At 64.1% G+C, this 20,592-nt stretch carries 16 protein-coding genes; 8 read left to right on the top strand and 8 right to left on the bottom strand.

Annotated elements, in window-relative coordinates; all coding sequences use genetic code 11:
- Positions 1 to 44: 44 nt before the first annotated feature.
- From Q352_RS0104015 to hemH, 3 genes are all read left to right on the top strand, one after another.
- Positions 45 to 1,157 carry an anhydro-N-acetylmuramic acid kinase gene (locus tag Q352_RS0104015; protein ID WP_028498233.1) on the top strand — a complete coding sequence of 371 codons (1,113 nt, stop codon included), beginning with the start codon at positions 45 to 47 and terminating at the stop codon, positions 1,155 to 1,157.
- Between the two features lie 430 nt (positions 1,158 to 1,587).
- The gene (locus Q352_RS0104010) at positions 1,588 to 3,942 is read left to right on the top strand and encodes a DNA translocase FtsK (RefSeq protein ID WP_028498232.1); all 2,355 of its coding nucleotides are present in this window, start codon (positions 1,588 to 1,590) and stop codon (positions 3,940 to 3,942) included.
- 79 nt (positions 3,943 to 4,021) lie between these two features.
- Complete coding sequence (hemH, locus tag Q352_RS19705; protein ID WP_051528665.1) at positions 4,022 to 5,044, top strand: ferrochelatase; 1,023 nt, start codon at positions 4,022 to 4,024, stop codon at positions 5,042 to 5,044.
- Positions 5,045 to 5,046: 2 nt separating this feature from the next.
- Here hemH and Q352_RS19700 read toward each other — a convergent pair whose 3' ends face one another.
- From Q352_RS19700 to Q352_RS0103975, 6 genes are all read right to left on the bottom strand, one after another.
- Positions 5,047 to 6,567 (bottom strand): SpoVR family protein, encoded by a 1,521-nt coding sequence (locus Q352_RS19700; RefSeq protein ID WP_036385223.1) that lies wholly within the window; start codon positions 6,565 to 6,567, stop codon positions 5,047 to 5,049.
- Between the two features lie 19 nt (positions 6,568 to 6,586).
- Positions 6,587 to 7,864: a YeaH/YhbH family protein gene (locus tag Q352_RS0103995; RefSeq protein ID WP_028498231.1), complete on the bottom strand. Its 1,278-nt coding sequence runs from the start codon at positions 7,862 to 7,864 to the stop codon at positions 6,587 to 6,589.
- Between the two features lie 278 nt (positions 7,865 to 8,142).
- The gene (locus Q352_RS0103990) at positions 8,143 to 10,071 is read right to left on the bottom strand and encodes a PrkA family serine protein kinase (RefSeq protein ID WP_028498230.1); all 1,929 of its coding nucleotides are present in this window, start codon (positions 10,069 to 10,071) and stop codon (positions 8,143 to 8,145) included.
- Positions 10,072 to 10,293: 222 nt separating this feature from the next.
- Positions 10,294 to 10,605 carry a PilZ domain-containing protein gene (locus Q352_RS0103985; RefSeq protein ID WP_028498229.1) on the bottom strand — a complete coding sequence of 104 codons (312 nt, stop codon included), beginning with the start codon at positions 10,603 to 10,605 and terminating at the stop codon, positions 10,294 to 10,296.
- On the bottom strand, positions 10,589 to 11,149 hold the full coding sequence (locus tag Q352_RS0103980) for an NUDIX domain-containing protein (RefSeq protein WP_028498228.1): 561 nt from the start codon (positions 11,147 to 11,149) through the stop codon (positions 10,589 to 10,591). Before Q352_RS0103980 ends, Q352_RS0103985 begins: the two co-directional genes overlap by 17 nt.
- Positions 11,136 to 11,684, bottom strand: coding sequence for a DUF2062 domain-containing protein (locus Q352_RS0103975; protein ID WP_028498454.1), 549 nt, complete (start codon positions 11,682 to 11,684; stop codon positions 11,136 to 11,138). The genes Q352_RS0103980 and Q352_RS0103975 overlap by 14 nt, the downstream gene beginning before the upstream one ends.
- 294 nt (positions 11,685 to 11,978) lie before the next feature.
- Here Q352_RS0103975 and Q352_RS0103970 point away from each other — a divergent pair, with 294 nt between their 5' ends.
- The 4 genes from Q352_RS0103970 (at position 11,979) to Q352_RS0103955 (ending at position 16,499) form a co-directional block, all read left to right on the top strand.
- On the top strand, positions 11,979 to 13,781 hold the full coding sequence (locus Q352_RS0103970; RefSeq protein WP_028498227.1) for an acyl-CoA dehydrogenase C-terminal domain-containing protein: 1,803 nt from the start codon (positions 11,979 to 11,981) through the stop codon (positions 13,779 to 13,781).
- A gap of 242 nt (positions 13,782 to 14,023) precedes the next feature.
- Entirely contained in the window at positions 14,024 to 14,368 is a 345-nt protein-coding gene (locus Q352_RS0103965; protein ID WP_028498226.1) for a helix-turn-helix domain-containing protein, read from the top strand.
- 95 nt (positions 14,369 to 14,463) lie between these two features.
- Entirely contained in the window at positions 14,464 to 14,778 is a 315-nt protein-coding gene (locus Q352_RS0103960) for a helix-turn-helix domain-containing protein (protein ID WP_028498225.1), read from the top strand.
- Positions 14,779 to 14,906: 128 nt separating this feature from the next.
- Positions 14,907 to 16,499, top strand: coding sequence for an ABC transporter substrate-binding protein (locus tag Q352_RS0103955; protein ID WP_036385221.1), 1,593 nt, complete (start codon positions 14,907 to 14,909; stop codon positions 16,497 to 16,499).
- A 45-nt stretch (positions 16,500 to 16,544) separates the two neighbouring features.
- On the opposite strand, the gene Q352_RS22150 is transcribed toward Q352_RS0103955, so the two are convergent.
- Complete coding sequence (locus Q352_RS22150) at positions 16,545 to 18,122, bottom strand: methyl-accepting chemotaxis protein (RefSeq protein WP_051528664.1); 1,578 nt, start codon at positions 18,120 to 18,122, stop codon at positions 16,545 to 16,547.
- Between the two features lie 278 nt (positions 18,123 to 18,400).
- Here Q352_RS22150 and Q352_RS0103945 point away from each other — a divergent pair, with 278 nt between their 5' ends.
- Complete coding sequence (locus Q352_RS0103945) at positions 18,401 to 18,817, top strand: VOC family protein (protein ID WP_233495199.1); 417 nt, start codon at positions 18,401 to 18,403, stop codon at positions 18,815 to 18,817.
- 165 nt (positions 18,818 to 18,982) lie between these two features.
- On the opposite strand, the gene Q352_RS19690 is transcribed toward Q352_RS0103945, so the two are convergent.
- On the bottom strand, positions 18,983 to 20,572 hold the full coding sequence (locus Q352_RS19690) for a flagellar assembly protein A (protein ID WP_051528663.1): 1,590 nt from the start codon (positions 20,570 to 20,572) through the stop codon (positions 18,983 to 18,985).
- Between the last annotated feature and the right edge of the window lie 20 nt (positions 20,573 to 20,592).

Genomic DNA, 20,592 nt, shown 5'->3' with positions numbered 1-20,592 from the left:
GGCAACCGCTACAATCACCCCGTTGCCAACGCGCGGGGTTTTTCATGTCCGGTCCTTCCGAATACTTTATCGGCCTGATGTCCGGCACCAGCATGGACGGCGTCGATGCCGTGCTGGCCGACTTCGCCGGCGGGCACCCCCGGGTGGTCGGCGATGCCCACCGGCCGTATCCGCCCGGACTGGCGCCGCGCCTGCTGGCGCTGCAGGCGCCGGGCGGCGATGGCGACGCGCTGGACGAAAGCCTGCGCCTGTCACTGATGCTGGGCGCGCTGTATGCCGACGCCGTCGACGCCGTGCTGGCACGCTGCGACATGCCGGCGACGGCGATCCGTGCGGTCGGCTGCCATGGCCAGACCGTGCGCCACGCACCACAGCACGGCTATACCCTGCAACTGAACGCGCCCGCCCTGCTGGCGGAGCGCTGTGCCATCGACGTTGTCGCCGATTTCCGCAGCCGCGATCTGGCGGCCGGCGGCCAGGGCGCGCCGCTGGTACCGGCCGTCCATGCCGGGCTGTTTGCCACCAGTGGCGAGTCCCGTGTCATTCTCAATCTTGGCGGAATTGCCAATCTGACCCGGCTCGATCCGGCCCGGCCGGTCATCGGCTTCGATACCGGCCCGGCCAACATGCTGCTGGACGCCTGGTGCCAGCGCCACACTGGCCGCAGCTACGACCAGAATGGCGACTGGGCCGCCAGTGGCCGGGTCGACGGCGCGCTGCTGCAATGGCTGCTGGCCGACCCGTATTTCGCCGCGCCGGCACCGAAGAGCACCGGCCGCGATCTGTTCTCGCCCGGCTGGCTTGATGCCCGCTTGTCCGGCACCGAAGCGCCGGCTGATGTGCAGGCCACGCTGGCAGAACTGACCGCTGCCAGCGTGGCCGACGCGATTCTCGCCTGCAGCCCGGACGTCGACGCGGTCTTCGTCTGCGGTGGTGGCGCCTTCAACCGCGATCTGATGGACCGGCTTGCACGCCGGCTGACGCCACGCGTGCGGCTCGAACACACCGGCCGGCTCGGCGTGCCACCCCAGCAGGTAGAGGCACTGGCCTTCGCCTGGCTGGCGCGCGCCTGCCTCCGCCGCGAGCCCGGCAATCTGCCCGGCGTTACCGGCGCGGCCGGCCCGCGCGTGCTCGGCGCGATTTATCCTGCCATGTAGTCTGGGTGCTGACGGATCGAGTGGCGCCGGTACAGGCCCGGCTGATTACGCTGGCTGCAGGGCACGGCAGGATCCTGATTCACCCCCACTCTCCCCGCTCTCGCCGCCGCGAGAGAGCCTCGCTTCGCTCGTCCGTTCTTCGTGGCATGCCTGCTGCGCAGTCCTGGGTGCTGACGGATCGAGTGGCGCCGGTACAGGCCCGGCTGATTGCGCTGGCTGCAGGGCACGGCAGGATCCCTGATTCACCCCCACTCTCCCCGCTCTCGCCGCCGCGAGAGAGCCTCGCTTCGCTCGTCCGCACGTCGTCATTGTCATACTGTGCAGGTTTGGGCGCAGGAGGGGCGCCGGGATTCCTCGCCGGCCTGCAGGGACTGGCGGCAAGCGTCGCGCTTTCGCATATAATCCGGGGGTTTTTTCCAGTCGGACCAGCATGCGCTTCTTCAAACGCAAGGCCGTCGTCAAAAATGCGCCGACCCCCTTACCCCCCCAGATTGCAGGCCTCCTGCAGGAAGCCTGGTGGCTGGCGATGGTCGCGTTCGGCGTCTATCTGGTACTGATTCTGGCCAGCTACTCGCCCAGCGATCCGTCGTGGTCACACAGTGCCAGCGGCCAGCTGGCGGCGACCAACTGGGGCGGGCAGTTCGGTGCCTATTTCTCGGATCTGCTGCTGTACATCTTCGGCCTGTCGGCCTGGTGGCTGGTGGTGTTCTTCGGCAGCGCCATCGTCTGGGGCTATCGCAAGATCCGCCGGCTGTCGCCGGCGCTCGACCGGGTGACGGCCATTACCTGCAGCGGCTTCCTGCTGGTCCTGATTGCCTCCAGCGGGCTGGAGGCATTGCGGCTGAACGGCGTGCATCTGGACCTGCCGCTGGCGCCGGGCGGCATGCTCGGCCACTTTGTCGGTTTTGGCCTGCGTACCCTGACCGGCCCGATGGGTGCCCTGCTGATCCTGCTGCTCGGCTGGGCAGTCGGCGTGTCGCTGTTTACCGGGCTGTCGTGGCTTGATGTCATGGAGCGGGTCGGCGGCGCGATCGAAGACGGCCTGCTGAAGCTGAAAAATGCGTGGGAAGCCCGCCAGGACCGCAAGATCGGTCGTGAAACGGCACAGCAGCGCGACGTCACCATCAAGCAGGAAAAGAAACGCCAGGAAGACAAGGCGCCGGTGCGGATCGAACCGCCGGTGCTGGAGATTCCGGTATCGGCCAAGGCCGTCCGCCAGGAGGAAAAGCGCCGTGCGCCGCAGCAGCAGGCACTGTTCGACCCGCCGGTGCACGATACCGGTTCCGGCGCGCTGCCATCGCTGTCGCTGCTGGCGCCCCCGCCGGCGGTGCAGGAGACCGTCAGCCCGGACACCATCGAATACACATCGCGGCTGATCGAACGCAAGCTGGCCGACTTCGGCGTCGATGTGAAGGTCATTGCGGCCTACCCGGGCCCGGTCATCACCCGCTATGAGATCGAACCGGCGGTCGGCGTCAAGGGCGCGCAGATCGTCAGCCTGATGAAGGACCTGTCGCGCGCACTGTCGCTGGTGTCGATCCGCGTGGTCGAAACCATTCCCGGCAAGACCTACATGGGTCTGGAGTTGCCGAATGCGAAGCGCCAGATCGTCCGCCTGTCGGAAATCGTCGGCGCCGACGCCTACCAGAGCGCCAGCAGCAAGCTGACGCTGGTGCTCGGCAAGGACATCGCCGGCAAGCCGGTAGTGGCCGACCTGGCAAAAATGCCACACGTGCTGGTGGCCGGCACCACCGGTTCCGGCAAGTCGGTCGCCATCAACGCCATGATCCTGTCGCTGCTGTACCGGGCCACGCCGGAAGAAGTGCGCCTGATCATGGTCGACCCGAAAATGCTGGAAATGTCGATCTACGAAGGCATTCCGCATCTGCTGGCGCCGGTGGTGACCGACATGAAGCAGGCGGCCAATGCGCTGAACTGGTGCGTGGCCGAGATGGAGCGCCGCTACCGGCTGATGTCCAAACTCGGTGTGCGCAACCTGGCCGGCTACAACCAGAAGATCCGCGACGCAGCCAAAAACGGCGAGTCTATTCCGAATCCGTTCAGCCTGACGCCGGAGCAGCCGGAGCCGCTGGATGTCGAACCGATGATCGTGGTGCTGATCGACGAACTGGCCGACCTGATGATGGTCGCCGGCAAGAAGATCGAAGAGCTGATCGCCCGGCTGGCGCAGAAGGCGCGTGCAGCCGGCATCCATCTGATCCTCGCCACCCAGCGCCCGTCGGTCGACGTGATCACCGGCCTGATCAAGGCCAATATCCCGACCCGGGTCGCGTTCCAGGTGTCGAGCAAGGTCGACAGTCGCACCATTCTCGACCAGATGGGGGCGGAAGCGCTGCTCGGCATGGGCGACATGCTGTTCCTGCCGCCGGGCACCGGCTATCCGCAGCGCGTGCATGGCGCCTTCGTCGCCGACGACGAGGTGCATCATGTGGTCGAATTCCTGAAAACCACCGGCGAACCCAACTATATCGAGGGCATCCTGACCGGTGAGGCGGCGATGGACACCGCGTCCGCCGTCGGCGACATTCCCGGCTTTGCCGCGACCGACGGCGACGAGGATGGCGAGAACGACCCGATGTACGATCAGGCAGTCGCCATTGTGCTGAAGACACGCAAGGCGTCGATTTCGTCGGTCCAGCGCCACCTGCGCATCGGCTACAACCGTGCGGCAAGACTGGTCGAGCAGATGGAAACGGCCGGTCTGGTCTCGGCGGCCGAGCACAATGGCAACCGCACCGTGCTCGCGCCGGCCCCGCAGGAATAAACAGCCCGATCATCATCCGGCGGGCTTTTTACCGGCAAATCAACTAGCATCGGGGCTTTGCCGCCCCTTCCCTTTCGTCATGAGCCAAGCGACCGAAACTTCCCGTTCCGCCGACAAGATCGGTGTGCTGCTGGTCAACCTCGGCACCCCGACGGCACCGACCGCCGCTGCGGTCAAACCCTACCTGCGTGAATTCCTGTCCGACCGGCGCGTGGTCGAACTGCCGGCGCTGCTGTGGCAGCCGATCCTGAACGGCATCATCCTGAACACCCGACCCAGGGCATCGGCGGAGAAATACGCGTCCATCTGGCTGGCCGACGGCTCGCCACTGGACGTCTACACCCGCGAGCAGACCCGCCTGCTGGCCGGGGCGCTGGCCACACGCGGTCATGACGGGCTGGTGGTCGACTATGCGATGCGCTATGGCGAGCCGGCAATCCGTTCCACCATTGCCCGCCTGCAGGCACAGGGCGTCGACCGGCTGCTGGTGCTGCCGCTGTATCCGCAGTACTGCGCGGCCACCACGGCGACGGTATGGGATGAGGTGTGCCGGCTGATGCTGACCCTGCGCGACATCCCGGCGCTGCGGCTGGTCAAGCACTATGGCGACGACCCTGGCTATATCGACGCGCTGGCACACGGCATCGATGCCTACTGGAGCGAGCACGGCCGCCCGGACGTGCTGGTCACCAGCTTCCACGGCATGCCGCGCCGCACGCGCGAACTGGGCGACCCGTATTACGACGAGTGCCAGGACACCGCCCGCCGGCTGGCCACGGCGCTGGGACTGGCCGACGACCAGTGGCGCTGCACCTTCCAGTCCCGCTTCGGCCGTGCCGAGTGGCTGCAGCCGTATACCGCGGCAACACTGGAACAGCTTGGCCGCGACGGCGTCGGCCGGGTGGATGTCGCCTGCCCCGGCTTTGTCGCCGACTGCGTGGAAACGCTGGAAGAAATCGGCATCGAGGGCAAGCAGATCTTCCTCGACGCCGGCGGCAAGGTGTTCCACGCCATCCCGTGCCTGAACGACAGCCCGGCATGGATCGCCGCACTGGCCGACCTGACCACTCGCGAACTGGGCGGCTGGTTGCCCGCCGCCTGAGTTCACACCACTGGCGAGTGCTCCGGCCGGCACGAGCGGGTCTGGGTCACGCGCCCGTCCGGATCGACGCTTTCCAGCCGTACATCAAAGCCCCACAGCCGGGCGACGTGTTTCAGCACCTCGTCCGCACTGTCGGTCAGCGGCCGGCGATTGTGCTCGAAGTGACGCAGCGTCAGGCTGCGATCGCCGCGCACATTGACCGACCAGACCTGGATGTTCGGCTCATGGGTGCTGATGTCGTACTGATCGGCCAGCGTCTGCCGCACCTTGCGATAACCATCCGCATCATGGATGGCCGGCACGTACAGTGATTCCTCGCTGTCGTCGTCGCGCACGGCAAAGAAACGGAACTCGCGAATCAGCGCCGGCGACAGGTACTGGGCAATGAAGCTTTCATCCTTGAAGTTGCGCATCGCAAAATCGAGCGTCTCCCGCCATGGCGTGCCGGCGATATCCGGGAACCATTCGCGATCCTCGTCGGTCGGGTGTTCGCAGATGCGCCGGATGTCGCGGTACATGGCAAAACCCAGCGCATACGGATTGATGCCGTTGTAGTAGCGGCTGGTCACCGGCGGCTGGTACACGACATTGGTGTGCGACTGCAGGAACTCCATCATCGCGCCATCGGTCAGCAGGCCCTTGTCGTACAGGCGATTGAGAATGGTGTAGTGCCAGAACGTCGCCCAGCCCTCGTTCATTACCTGCGTCTGCCGCTGCGGATAAAAATACTGCGCGACCTTGCGCACGATGCGCACGATTTCGCGCTGCCACGGCTCCAGCAGCGGGGCGGATTTCTCGATGAAGTACAGCAGGTTTTCCTGCGGCTCGGCCGGAAAGCGCACTGCCTCGCTGGCACCATCCGCGCTGGCGCGGCGCGGAATGGTGCGCCACAGGTCGTTGACCTGCGACTGCAGGTAGGACTCGCGCTCGGACTGGCGCGCCCGCTCCTTGGCCATCGACAGCCGCGCCGGCCGCTTGTAGCGGTCGACGCCGTAGTTCATCAGTGCATGGCAGGAGTCGAGCAGTTCCTCGACCGCCTCGACGCCATAGCGTTCCTCGCACTCGCTGATGTAGTGCCGCGCAAACACCAGGTAGTCGATGATCGCCGAGGCATCGGTCCAGGTGCGGAACAGGTAATTGTTCTTGAAGAAGCTGTTGTGCCCGTAGGCGGCATGAGCGATGACCAGGACCTGCATGGTCATCGAGTTTTCTTCCATCAGGTAGGCGATGCACGGATTGGAGTTGATGACGATCTCGTACGCCAGTCCCATCTGCCCGCGCTTGTAGCTCTTTTCGGTCGAGACGAAGTGCTTGCCGAAGCTCCAGTGGTGATAATTGACCGGCATGCCCACCGACGAGTAGGCATCCATCATCTGTTCAGCGGTAATGACTTCCAGCTGCACCGGGTAGATGTCGAGGCCGAATTCGTCGCACGCCACGCGCCGGATCTCGCGATCGTAGTCCTCGATCAGCGGGAAGGTCCATTCCGATCCCGTCGAGACGGGCCTTGTGTTGTCGTTCATGCGACCCCCTGTGACAGCGCTACTTGGTCCGCTGCGACTGCTTCTTGAACAGTTCGCGGAACACCGGATAGATGTCGCCTGCAGTGCGGATCTTCTGCATGGCGAAGTGCTTGTGGTGCTCGGTCACGCGCAGGTACTCGTACCACAGGTTCTGCGGTTCGCCCTCGGTAATCTCGATGTAGGCGAAGTACTGGACCAGCGGCAGGATCGCCTCGTCGAGCAGGCGGCCGCAGGTGGACGAGTCACTGTCCCAGTTGTCGCCGTCCGAGGCCTGTGCACAGTAGATGTTCCAGTCCTGGGTCGGAAAACGCTGGACGATGATGTTGCGCATCAGGTTCAGCGCCGACGACACCACGGTGCCGCCCGATTCGCGCGAATGGAAGAATTCGTGCTCGTCGACCTCGACCGCGCTGGTGTGGTGACGGATGAACACCAGTTCGATCTTCTCGTACTGCCGCTGCAGAAACAGGTACAGCAGGATGAAGAAGCGCTTGGCGACATCCTTTTTCTGCTCGTCCATCGAACCCGACACGTCCATGATGCAGAACATCACCGCCTGGCTGGTCGGCTGCGGACGCTTGATGCGGTTGTTGTAGCGCAGGTCGAACGGATCGAGGAACGGGATGCGGTGGAAGCGCTGGCGCAGGCTGTGTACCTCGTCACGCAGGCTCTTGACCAGGATGACGTCCTCGTCGTCGTCCTCGATCGCCTGGTCGAGCCGCTCCTCGGCGTCGGCCAGCCGGGCCAGCGTCGGCGCGCCCATGGCGATGCGCCGCGACAGTGCGCCGCGCAGCGAACGGACGATATTGATGTTGGCCGGCGTACCGTCATTGGTGAAGCCGGCGCGCACGCTCTTCATTTCCTCGGTACCGAGCAACTGGGTCTTGACCAGGTTCGGCAGGGCGAGGTCGTCGAAGAACACGTTGAGGAACTCCTCGCGCGACAGCTGGAACACGAAGTCATCCTCGCCGCCGCCGTCGTTGCTGGCCTTCCCGCCACCGCCGCCGGCCCCGCCGCCGCCCGGCGGGCGCGGAATGTGGTCACCGCGGACAAACTCTTCATTGCCGGGATGCACGACCTCGCGCACGCCGCCCGACCCATGCCGGAACGACGGCTCGGAGATGTCCTTGACCGGAATGCTGACCTGCTCGCCGTTTTCGATATCGGTGATCGAGCGCCCCTTGATGGCGCGCGACACCGACTCCTTGATCTGGCTCTTGAAACGGCGCAGAAACCGTTCGCGGTTGACCGCGGACTTGTTCTTGCCGTTCAGGCGCCGGTCGATGAGGTGCGACATGTTCTCTCTCCTGTGGCTGGCCGGCGTTGTCGCCGCCGGTCCTGCACCTGTACGCGCGCGGTGCCTGCGAGCCCCCGGACCGTCTCCCTGCCTCGCCACGATGAGCGGGCGAGCGCAGCGGGGTTCCCTCGCGGTGGCGAGGCCGGAGGGCGTCGGGGCGGATCAGGCGGACTGCGCGCCCACAAATCCCGCTATCAGTCGGGCATGTACCGACGCCACGGCCACCGTCGGTACCCCTCCATGAGCAGTCCGGGGCGGCAATTGCCGCCGCCCGCGCGTCAAGACGACTTGCGCACGCGCAGATACCATTCGCACAGCAGACGCACCTGCTTCGGCGTATAGCCCTTGGTCACCATCCGGTTGACGAAGTCTTCGTGCTTCTGGGCATCATCCGCACTGGCCTTCGCATTGAAGCTGATGACCGGCAGCAGTTCCTCGGTATTGGAGAACATCTTCTTCTCGATCACCGTCCTGAGCTTCTCGTAACTGGTCCAGTGCGGGTTCTTGCCGGCATTGTTCGCCTTCGCGCGCAGCACGAAGTTGACGATCTCGTTGCGGAAGTCCTTCGGGTTCGAGATCCCGGCCGGCTTTTCGATCTTTTCCAGTTCGTTGTTCAGCGCATTGCGGTCGAACGACTCGCCGGTATCCTGGTCGCGGTACTCCTGGTCCTGGATCCAGAAGTCGGCGAAGGTCACGTAACGATCGAAGATGTTCTGCCCGTACTCCGAATAGCTTTCAAGATAGGCGGTCTGGATTTCCTTGCCGATGAATTCGACGTACTTCGGCGCCAGATACTCCTTGATGAACGTCATGTAGTGCTGCTCGATCTCCTGCGAAAACTGCTCGCGCTCGATCTGCTGCTCCAGCACATACAGCAGGTGGACCGGATTGGCTGCGACCTCGCTGTGATCGAAGTTGAACACCTTGGACAGGATCTTGTACGCAAAGCGGGTCGACAGCCCGGACATGCCCTCGTCGACGCCGGCAAAATCGCGGTATTCCTGGATCGATTTGGCCTTCGGATCGGTATCCTTCAGGTTCTCGCCGTCATAGACCTGCATCTTCGAATAGATGCTGGAATTCTCCGGTTCCTTGAGCCGGGACAGCACGGCGAACTGCGCCATCATCTTCAGCGTGCCGGGGGCGCAGGGTGCATGGCCCAGCGACGAGTTGCGCACCAGCTTCTCGTAGATCTTCACCTCGTCGGACACGCGCAGGCAATACGGCACCTTGACGATATAGATGCGGTCGAGGAAGGCTTCGTTGTTCTTGTTGTTCTTGAACTGCTTCCACTCCGACTCGTTCGAGTGGGCCAGGATGATGCCCTCGAACGGAATCGCGCCAAAGCCCTCGGTGCCCTTGAAGTTGCCTTCCTGGGTCGCGGTCAGCAGCGGGTGCAGCACCTTGATCGGTGCCTTGAACATTTCGACAAATTCGAGCAGTCCCTGGTTGGACAGGCACAGGCCGCCGGAGTAGCTGTACGCATCCGGATCGTCCTGCGCATACTTCTCCAGCTTGCGGATGTCGACCTTGCCGACCAGCGAGCTGATGTCCTGGTTGTTTTCATCGCCCGGCTCGGTCTTGGAGATGCCGATCTGGCGCAGCACCGACGGATAGCGGCGCACGACGCGGAACTGGTTGATGTCGCCGTTGAACTCGTGCAGGCGCTTGACCGCCCACGGGCTGGGGATATTGCGCAGGTAGCGGCGCGGAATGCCGTACTGTTCCTCGAGGATCGGCCCGTCCTCGTCGATGTTGAACAGGCCCAGCGGCGACTCGTTGACCGGGCTGCCCTTGATCGCATAGAACGGCACCCGTTCCATCAGCTCCTTGAGCTTCTCGGCGATCGAACTCTTGCCGCCGCCGACCGGCCCCAGCAGATAGAGAATCTGCTTCTTTTCCTCCAGCCCCTGCGCGGCATGGCGGAAATAGGCGACGACCTGCTCGATCGCCTCCTCGGCCCCGTAGAAGTCACGGAACGCCGGGTAGACCCGGATCACCTTGTTCATGAAGATGCGCGACAGCCGCGAGTCCGAGCGGGTATCGGTCAGTTCCGGTTCACCGATCGCCAGCAGCATGCGCTCGGCCGCAGACGCGTAGGCACCCGCGTCCTGCTTGCACAGATCCAGGTACTCGCTGAGGGAAAACTCCTCTTCCCGGGTGCGGTCGTAGCGAGAGGCGAAACGTTCGAAGATGTCGGTGTTCATGGCCTGGCTCCTGTGCTTATGGGCGTTTCGGCACCGGAACCCACCCTGACGGGCAGGCCGTTCATTCCGGTACCGGTCGGCATCCTTTTGTGATTGGAGTGTGGAACGTCGCGATAGTTCTCACTTGGGATATAGCACAGCGTGGCGCCCGGCAAATTCGCTTTTCACGCATCCGGCACGGCCGCGACGGAAAATCGGAATCATCCTGCATGGTGCCGGGCGTCAGCCATGCCGTTCAACGATGCGGAAACCGATCTCGTACAGCCCGCCGCCGACCGAATTGCAGCGCCGGACCTCGGCCTTGACCCGCAGCGGTGCACTGGGCTGGCCGCCGACGTCCGGCGCCTGGATGGCGATGACGATATGCTCGCCGGCCCGCGGCACATAATCGCTGCGCAGGGCCAGCCCGTCGGAACCGAGATCGATGCACAGCGCGTCGATGTCGCCGTCCAGCGTCTCCATCCGCGCCGGCAGCGAGACTGGCAGGCGCCGCCCCAGCCGCCGGTCGCGCCGGCGATCAAACGGCACGTTCACGCGCCAGCGTCCCGTCGAGGAACTGCTCGAACCAGTACAGGCCGGTCAGGGTCTTGCTGTCGCACAGCTCGCCACTGGCCGCCAGGCGCCGGACTTCTTCCAGGGCCAGTGGCAGCACGTCGAGAAATTCGCCCTGGTCCAGCTCCCGCGCCCCCAGGCTCAGGCCCTCGGCGACGAAATAGACGATGCGTTCATTCGAATAGCCGATGCACGGATAGGCAACTGGCAATTGCCACCAGTCGCTGGCGGTATAGCCGGTTTCTTCCTTCAGCTCGCGGCGGGCGGTGGCCAGCGGCGACTCGTCCGGATCGATCTTGCCGGCCGGGATTTCCAGCAGCGCCCGACCGACCGGATAGCGGTACTGGCGCTCGAACACCAGACGGCCATCGGGCAGTACGGCAAACACGGCGACCGCGCCGGGGTGGGTCACGTACTCGCGCTGCGAGGTGGCCCCGTCCGGCAGGCGCACGGTGTCCTTCATCACATTGAAGAAATGACCCCGATAGGCCAGCGACGATTCAAGCTTCCGTTCAGTCAGATCCACGTTCCCGTATCCGTTTCTTCCATGCCTGTACCACGTACCACCGCCAGCCCCAGTCGGTCAACAGATACCCGAGCACGGCCAGCGTCAGCGCCAGCGCAACCAGTCCGACCGCCAGTGACGGCCCCAGCGACAGGGCCCAGCGGCCCAGCGCCTCCATCCATGCCCAGATCCCGTCCGGCCCGAGTTCGGGCGCCGGCACCACCTCGCCACCGCGCGCGCCGGTCAGCAGCTTGCCGTATTCGTATGCCAGCAGATACAGCGGCACGATGGTGAACGGATTGGTATACAGCGTGGTGGCCAGCGCCACCGGCAGGTTACAGCGCAACCACAGTGCCAGCAGGCCGGCCGACAGCATTTGTGTCGGGCCCGGCATCAGTCCGCAGAACAGGCCGACTGCCACCGCGCGCGCCACGCTGCGCCGGTGCAGATGCCACAGATCGGGCCGGCGCAATGCCGGTCCCAGCCACGACAGCCAGCGATTGGCGGCAATCTCTTCCGGACCGGGCAGATATTTCTTGAACCATTTGCGCGCCATGCGAATCCTTAGGCTGAAGGGGGCCGGACATCATGCGCCCGATGTCCAAACACCTGTTTGAAATCAGCTTGCGCCATTTCAAACGCTCGTTTAATCTATGTCCATGGTCTTGAGGAGACTGCAGTTCCGCCGGCGCCGGCGCACACTTGGCCGCCCGGCAAGGTCAGAATCAGAGAAGCAAAGAACCGAAGAGAGAACCGGTGCCCCACCCACCGGACGATTCTACCCTCCCGCTCAACGTAAAGACGTCGACCACGTGATCGCGTCAACATCCACCGTATCCGGAGAAACGACATGCCTGCCTACAAAGCGCCGCTGCGAGATTTCGACTTCGTGCTGAACGAGCTGATCGAGGTGCAGAACATCATCCCGACCCTGCCGGGCTATGAAGAAGCCACCGCCGACGTGTTTGCCTCGTATCTGGAAGCGGGAGCCAAGTTCTGCGAAAACGAGCTGTCGCCGATCAACCGCGCCGCCGACGAGGAAGGCTGCCTGTTCGACGCCGCCACCCACAGCGTGAAGACGCCGGCCGGCTTCAAGGAAGCCTACCAGCAGTTCTGCGAACTGGGCTTCACCGGTCTGGATTGCGATCCGGAATACGGCGGTCAGGGCATGCCGAAGGTGCTGGGCTTTCCGATCATGGAAATGCAGTGCTCGGCCAACGTCGCCTGGTCGATGTACCCGGGCCTGTCGCATGGCGCGTACTCGGCCATCCACGCCCACGGCACCGACGAACAGAAGGCCACCTATCTGCCGCATATCGTTGCCGGCGACTGGACCGGCACCATGTGTCTGACCGAGCCGCATTGCGGCACCGACCTCGGCCTGCTGAAGACCCGTGCCGAGCCGAACGATGACGGCAGCGTCAGCATCACCGGCACCAAGATCTTTATCTCGGCCGGCGAACATGACATGAGCGACAACATCATTCACTTGGTGCTGGCCCGCCTGCCGGATTCGCCGAAGGACGTGAAGGGCATCTCGCTGTTCATCGTGCCGAAGTTCCTGATCAACGCAGACGGTTCGCTTGGCGAACGCAATACCGTGTTCTGCGGCTCGCTCGAACACAAGATGGGCATCAAGGCCAATGCCACGGCCGTCATCAATCTGGATGGCGCGCGCGGCTACCTGATCGGCGAGAAGAACAAGGGCCTAGCCTGCATGTTCACCATGATGAACGCAGCCCGCCTCGGCTGCGGCATGCAGGGCCTGGGCCTCGGCGAGGCCGCATTCCAGGGCGCGCTGGCCTATGCCAGGGAACGCCTGCAGATGCGTTCGCTGAACGGCCCGGTCGCTCCGGAAAAGCCGGCCGACCCGATCATCGTCCACCCGGACGTCCGCCGCATGCTGCTGACGCAGAAGGCGTACACCGAGGCCGGCCGTGCACTGACCGCCTTCCTGGCGCTGCAACTGGACATCGAGGAAAAGTCGACCGACGACGCCGCCCGCCAGGACGCCGCCGACCTGGTCGCGCTGCTGACCCCGGTCGCCAAGGCGTTCATGACCGACAACGGCTACACCGCCACCAATATGGGCATGCAGGTGCTCGGCGGCCACGGTTTCATCCGCGAATGGGGCATGGAACAGCTGGTGCGCGACTGCCGCATCTCGCAGATCTATGAAGGCACCAACGGCATCCAGGCCATCGACCTGCTCGGCCGCAAGGTGCTGATGGATCAGGGCCAGAAGCTGCGCAAGTTCACCAAGATGGTGCACAAGTTCTGCGAAGCCAACGCCGGCGATGCGCAGCTGAAGGAATTCGTCGAACCGCTGTCGGCGCTGAACAAGCAGATCGCCGAGATCACCATGAACATCGGCATGGCCGCGATGATGAACAAGGACGAGGCCGGCGCCGCCGCCACCGACTACCTGCGCCTGATCGGTCACCTGACCTACGGCTACTTCTGGGCCTGGATGGCCAGGGTTGCCGCCGGCAAGGCGGAAGGCTCGGCCGAAGCCGCGTTCTACAACGCCAAGATCAGCACCGCGCGCTTCTACTTCAGCAAGCTGTTCCCGGAAACCCAGTCGCTGATCGTCACGCTGAAGGCTGGCGCCAAGCCGCTGATGGCCCTCGACGCGGAAGACTTCGCCTTCTGAGGCGGCAAGCCGGTCCGGACCGCGGCGACAGTGCCGCTGTCCGGCCGACTGACGGGTTTCACCGCCGTCGCGACGATGGCGGACCGGTTCTCTCTGATGGCACCTTCGGGTGCCTTTTTTCATGCTGGCGTCAGGTAACACTTGTTTACAGAAAACTCTTTTGCTTAACCGTTTCGCATCATCCGTGCAGGCAGAATCCGTACCGTATCCAGCGCGCAGTGCGCCGCACGAAAGGACCCATGATGCAACTGTTCGACAAGATCCCCAATCCGCGTCTTCTCCGCCACCAGCTCGGCCTCAACCAGGAAGCATTCTGGGGCAGCGTCGGCGTGACCCAGTCCGGTGGATCGCGCTACGAGTCCGGTCGGGACATGCCGAAGGCGGTCCGCGAGCTGGTGCGTCTGGTTCATGTCGAAGGCCTCGACCTGTCGCGCATCCGCAATGACGACTTCGCCATCGTCGAGTATCTGCAGCAGGCGCACCCGGACCTGTACAAGCATCTGCATGGTGCCGTGCAGGCGGCGCGGGCGGCCCGGCAGATCTCGCCGCTCGACACGCCCGAATCCGGCACATCCCGCCAGCGGTAACATCCATTTACAAGTAGGTGTGGCGATTTCGCGAATACATACAAATACGGATGTATGATTTCCGTGTCGTCACTACCCCGTTGCGAAAGCCGCCGATGCCCAACTTCACCAAGATCAACAATCCGCGGGAAATCCGCCGCCGCCTTGGCCTGAACCAGCAAACATTCTGGGGCCGGGTCGGCGTGACCCAGTCCGGTGGCTCGCGCTACGAATCCGGACGGGAAATGCCGAAGCCGGTGCGCGAGCTGCTGCGTCTGGTCCATATCGAGCAGATCGATCTGTCCCGGGTCCGCCGCAACGACCTGGAAGTGGTCGACTACCTGCGCAGCACTCACCCGGATCTGTACAAGAGCCTGAAGAAAGCCATCAGCGCCCAGCACCGGCAGGAAGCGGCTGCCCCCGGCTACTGATCCCCCCGCTTCATGCACGGCGTGCAAGCCGGCGATCAATCTCGGCATAAAGGGTAAGGGACCCTCCCCCAATTGGTGCGCCAGGGCATACACTGTCAGCCCGTTTCATGACCTGACGATATGCCGCCATGCCAGCCCCTACCCTGTCCCGCTGCTTATTGACCCTGTCCCTGCTCGCGGCCGCACCGGCCATGGGCAGCACGCTGATCTACTGCTCCGAGGGCAGTCCGGAAGGCTTCGATCCCGGCCAGTACACGTCCGGCATCACCTTTCAGGCGCTGTCCGGTACCGTGTACAACCGGCTGATCGAATTCGAATCGGGTTCGACCCGCATTCGCCCCGGTCTGGCGGAAAGCTGGACCGTGTCACCCGACGGCAAGGTGTACACCTTCCACCTGCGTCGTGGCGTCAAGTTCCACACCACGCCGTATTTCAAGCCGACGCGCGATTTCAATGCCGACGACGTCGTGTTTACCTGGACGCGCTACGCCGACGCGAACCAGCCGTTCCGCAAGGCCTACCCGACCGAATTCCCGTATTACGCCGACCTGGGCCTGGACAAGATGCTCGACCGGGTGGAAAAGGTCGACGACCATACCGTCCGCTTCGTGCTGAAACAGCCGAACGCCGCCTTCCTGCAGGATACCGCGACCGATTTCGCCGGCATCCTGTCGGCCGAGTACGCCGGCCAGCTGCTGAAACGCGGCACGCCGCAGGACATCAACCAGAAACCGGTCGGTACCGGTCCGTTCCAGTTTCGCAGCTACCAGAAGGATGCCAGCATCCGCTTCACGAAAAACCCGGCCTACTGGCGCGGCAAGGACGTGAAGATCGACAATCTGGTCTATGCGATCACGCCGGATTCGGCCGTGCGCGCACAGAAGCTCAAGTCCGGCGAATGTCATGTCACCGCCTACCTGAAACCGGCCGACATCGAGACGCTGAAGCGCGATCCGCACATCCGCATGCAATCGCTGCCGGGGCTGAATATCGGCTATCTGGCGTTCAATACCAAAAAGAAATGGCTGGACCGCACCGACGTGCGCCGCGCGCTGGACATGGCCATCGACAAGCAGGCCATCCTCAAGGGACTGTATGGCGAAACCGGCATCCTGGCCGATCACCCGATGCCGCCGACGCAGTGGGGCTACGATGCCAGACTGAAGGGCCAGGGGCATGACCCGAAACAGGCGGCCGCCTTGCTGAAGAAGGCCGGTGTGCCGGCCGGTCTGGACATTGCGCTGTGGGCGATGCCGGTCCAGCGCCCGTACAACCCGAACGCCAAGCGCATGGCCGAGATGATCCAGGCCGACTGGGCCCGGGTCGGTGTCAGGAGCCATATCGTCAGCTATGAGTGGGGCGAGTACAACAAGCGCGCCAAGCGTGGCGAGCATGATGCAGTGCTGTATGGCTGGTCGGGCGACAACGGCGATCCGGACAACTGGCTCGGCGCATTGCTGGCCTGCGATTCGATCGGCGGCAGCAACTACGCCCAGTGGTGCAATCCGCAGTTCGACAAGCTGGTGACCGACGCCAAACTGAACAGTGACCCGAAGGTGCGGACCCAGCTGTACTCGAAGGCCCAGGCCGTGTTCATGAAGGAACTGCCGTTCAGCCCGATCGCGCACTCGATCGTCTACAAGCCGACCCGCAAGGAAGTGCAGAACTTCCGCATCAGCCCGCTGATGCTGCTGTGGGAAGGCACGTCGATCCGCAACTGACGGCAGGCCGCCGGAAGCCCGACCCGGCTTCCGGCGGCCCGTGGCTTACACCGTAAAGCGGCGGATGGCACCTTTCAGCGTGCCGGACAGGGTTTCCAGCCGCGCCGACGCCGTCGAGCTTTCCTGGCTGGCGGCGCTGTTCTCCTCGGCCATCTGGGCAATGCTTTCCACGTAGCGGGCGATATCGGCGCTGGCGACCTTCTGCTCCTGCACCGAACTCGCTACCTGACTGACCCCGACCCCGACCTGGCGCACCGAGCTGCTGGCCTGTTCCAGCGATGCGGTCACGGTCTGCACGCACTGCCGGCTGGTTTCCAGTGCGCCCAGCCCCACGGAAATGCTTTTCACCACCTGCTCGGACTGGCTGTTCAGCACCTGCGTTACCGAGGCAATTTCGCCAGCCGACAGCGCGGAACGCTCGGCCAGTTTGCGCACTTCGTCCGCCACCACCGCGAACCCCCGTCCCTGCTCGCCGGCACGCGCAGCTTCGATCGCCGCATTCAGCGCCAGCAGATTGGTCTGGTCGGCAATTTCGCGCACCTGCTGCGTCATGTTGCTGATTGCATTGGTATTGCCGATGAACGACTCGATCTCGCTGGCGATGGATTCGACCGAAGCCTTGACATGATCGATCTCGCCCTGCAGCAGCAGAATGCTCTGCCCGCTCTTGTCCGCGTTGTCGAGACTGGTACTGGTCAGTACCCGCACCTCGTCACTGGTATCGGCGATCGAGGCCACACTGACCGTCAGCTGTTCGACCGCCGCCGCGACAGACGATGCCGAGTCCGCCTGCGAGCTGGAACTCAGCGCCACCTGCTGCGCCGTCGACGCCAGCTGGCTGCTGGCCGCGGTCAGTTCGTCAGCGCCGTCGTGAACCTGGCGCACGATCTGCTGCACTTCACCGACAAACTCGTTCACGCCGGTGGCAATCTGCGCGAGTTCATCGCGGGATGCGATCGGCAGCCGTTCATGCAAATGGCCTTCCTTCAGCGGCTTCAGCTTGTCGAGCATGTGCCGCAGATTGCGCTGCAGCGACCACGACAGCACCAGCACGAAGCCGACGATGACCACCGCCGCCAGCGCCAGCAGGGCGACCGTGATCATGTAAGCGCGATCGAACGCGGCCATGGCCGACGCGCTGCCTTTCCTGGCTTCGTCGGAACGTGCAGCGATAAATGCGTTCAGTGCTTCGCCGAGCGGTTTGAACTGCGCGTTGTACAGCGGCACGAGGCGGGCATTGGCCGCTGCCGCGTCCGTTTTGGCAAGCTGGATCAGCGCCTGGCTGTCTTGGTCGTATTTCTGCCAGGCATCGAGGATCTTCTGCAACTCGGCACGCACCTGCGGACGCTTGATCGCCGCCAGGATCCTGCCCTGCCGGTCGACGATGGTCTTTTCCGCATCCGTCATGACCGCTGCGGTTTCCGGCAATGACGGATCGAGCATGATGGTCGACAGGGCGCTGGCCTTGATCTCCACCAGCTCGCGGGTATACAGGTCACGCCGTCCTGCCGTTTCCAGTTCGTCCTTCGCCTTGCCCAGCTCAAGAAAAACCGTCAGCAGCACGATGCCGAGCATGCCGCAGGTCACGACGGCGAAAATCCTGAGTTTGTTTACGATGGTCATGCAGCCTCCCGGAAATGGTGTCGCCGGCCAGCGACAGGGGCGAGTCTTCTGTGGCCACACCACAGGCGCCGCCCATAATAGTCCAGCATCATAACAATGATGCGATGGAATGCACGTCCCCGCCACAGTGCATTAAGGCATGAATGGTAATGAAATGTTGCACCGGCATCGTGCACTGGCTGTGCAGCTCGTCGCCTGCCCCGTCAACGGGCCATGTCATCGGCTAGAACGGGAAGCGGAGCCGCCCGGCTCCGGCGTCGTTCAGACCAGGAGACATCATGATGCATATCCAGCCCTATCTGTTTTTCAATGGCCGCTGCGAAGAAGCCCTCGCGTTCTATCAGGGCGCGCTGGGTGCCGAGCTCACCCAGCTGATGCGGATGAAGGAAAGCCCAGAGCCACCTCCACCCGGCATGATGCCTCCCGGCTCGGAAGACAAGATCATGCATGCCAGCCTGCGCATCGGCGACACCACGCTGATGGCCTCGGATGGCAACTGTCAGGGGCAGGCCAGCTTCCAGGGCTTCTCACTGTCGCTGACGCCGGCCGACCCGGCCGAAGCCGGGCGGCTGTTCACGGCACTGGGCGATGGCGGCAAGGTGCAGATGCCGCTGGCCAGGACCTTTTTCTCACCGTGTTTCGGCATGGTCGAGGACCGCTTCGGCGTGTCGTGGATGATTTACGTCGCGGATTGAGCGGCGTATCCGGCCAAGTCTCAAGGCATCCATGTGCCATCGGCAATGTGCTGGAGAACAGGTTTCCGGATCAAGCGCACAGCATCGTTCCAACCATCGTGCGACCGCCACTTCGACGGTCTGCCCGACACGATCTGCCTGCCGAGACCGCAGATTCCGGACGACTCAGTCGATCTCGACCTGCGAGCCCTTCAGCCACGCCTTGCCGCCGATACGGTCCTCGTCGATCACCAGCCGCCGATGGCCGATGCGGATTTCGACGCCGACGTGAAAGCGCTTGCCCGCCACCACCGTGGCGCCGCCCGACAGCGTCATCCGCTGTTCGAGGTCGGCCAGCCTGAAGCCGATCTCGGCCAGTTCGCCCTTCATCTGCCCGATACTGCGCTGGATTTTCTCCAGCATCTCCGGGGTGGACTTGTCGCGGTGCTGCTCCATGAAGATCAGCACCTGCAGCAGTTTGCCCAGCTCATCCAGCTTGTGCTTGCGCGCCTGCTCGGCTTCCTGGTGCGCGGCCTGCACGCCGGGATGGAAACCGGCCTGCAGCACGGTCGGCAGACCGGACGGCTGTCCAAGGACGGCGGCCTGAATGCGCTGCAATGCACAGGTCTTGCCACCGCTGATGCCGCCCGATTCGACCAGCACGCTGTCGCCGGCATTCACCTCGGCCTGGCGGATGCCGCGTTCGGCACGCACGCAGCCGCCAGCGTCGATCCGCGCGCTCTCGATAAAGCGCGCGACCACGCTGCCTTCGCAACGGATGACGGCGGTGTCGGCTCCGCCGGATTTGCCGATGATGCCGCCCTTGACCGACACATTGCCGCCGGCGACCACTTCGGCCGCCTCGATGGTGCCGGTGACGACAATGTCGCCACCGACGTGAACGGTCATGCCGGCACGGATATCGCCCTTCACATTCAGCGTGCCGTCAAAATCGATATTGCCGGAAGTCAGGCCGACCTCGGCCACATCGACCACCTGGGTGACATTGACCCCCTTGTCCAGGAACGACGGCGAGCCGGCCACGGTCGCCACCAGCAGGTCGGGATCGGCCGGGTCCGGCGCCACGCCGACCAGGCTGCTGGCGAAAGGCAGGTCCATGACCGGGCTGGCCGGCACCGGCATGCCCAGCACGTCCTTGCCCGGCAGGCCCTGCCGCGCCGGCTTGCGCCGCATCAGCGGGGTACCGACGCCGACCAGTACCAGCACGCCCATGCTGCGGTAGTCGACCGAAGTGGATTCGTCGTCATCGCCCGGCGTCGCCGGTGCTTCCAGCACACTGGTAAAACGGGTCGGCTGGCCGGAGGTCGGCGGCTCGCCGCGGGCGATCACCTTGCGGTCACAACTGCCGGCCACCAGGGCTGCGCGCAGCGTATCCATCTGCACACCATGTACGATGCGCCGGGCGCGAATGGCATCGCGCACTTCTTCCGGCGTGACCGGTTTGCCACCGGCCGGCGGCACGATGGTCAGCCAGGCACTCATCGAGTCTTCGGCGACGCTGACTTCGCAGACGCCGTCCTTCACCTCGCCGATCGCGGCGGCGATCACGCCCTTTTCGGTCTGGCAGCGATTGACGAAGGCTTTCAGCGCCACATCGTCCAGTGCCGCATCCTTCCAGCCCTTGGCCAGCAGCCCGTCCAGCACGCGGTTCCGGTCCGGCGGTACCGACGGTGGATCCTCGACCGGCTCGTAACGGACCAGAATCTGACTGCTCTTCGCCTTCTGCTCGCCACCAAGCTCAAAATGGATGCTCACACCGTCGCCTCATGTAATTT

Source organism: Microvirgula aerodenitrificans DSM 15089 (assembly GCF_000620105.1).
In the GTDB taxonomy this organism is placed as follows: domain Bacteria; phylum Pseudomonadota; class Gammaproteobacteria; order Burkholderiales; family Aquaspirillaceae; genus Microvirgula; species Microvirgula aerodenitrificans.
Note: the sequence above shows the minus strand (reverse complement) of the source record. Positions and strands in the feature narration are given on the sequence as shown.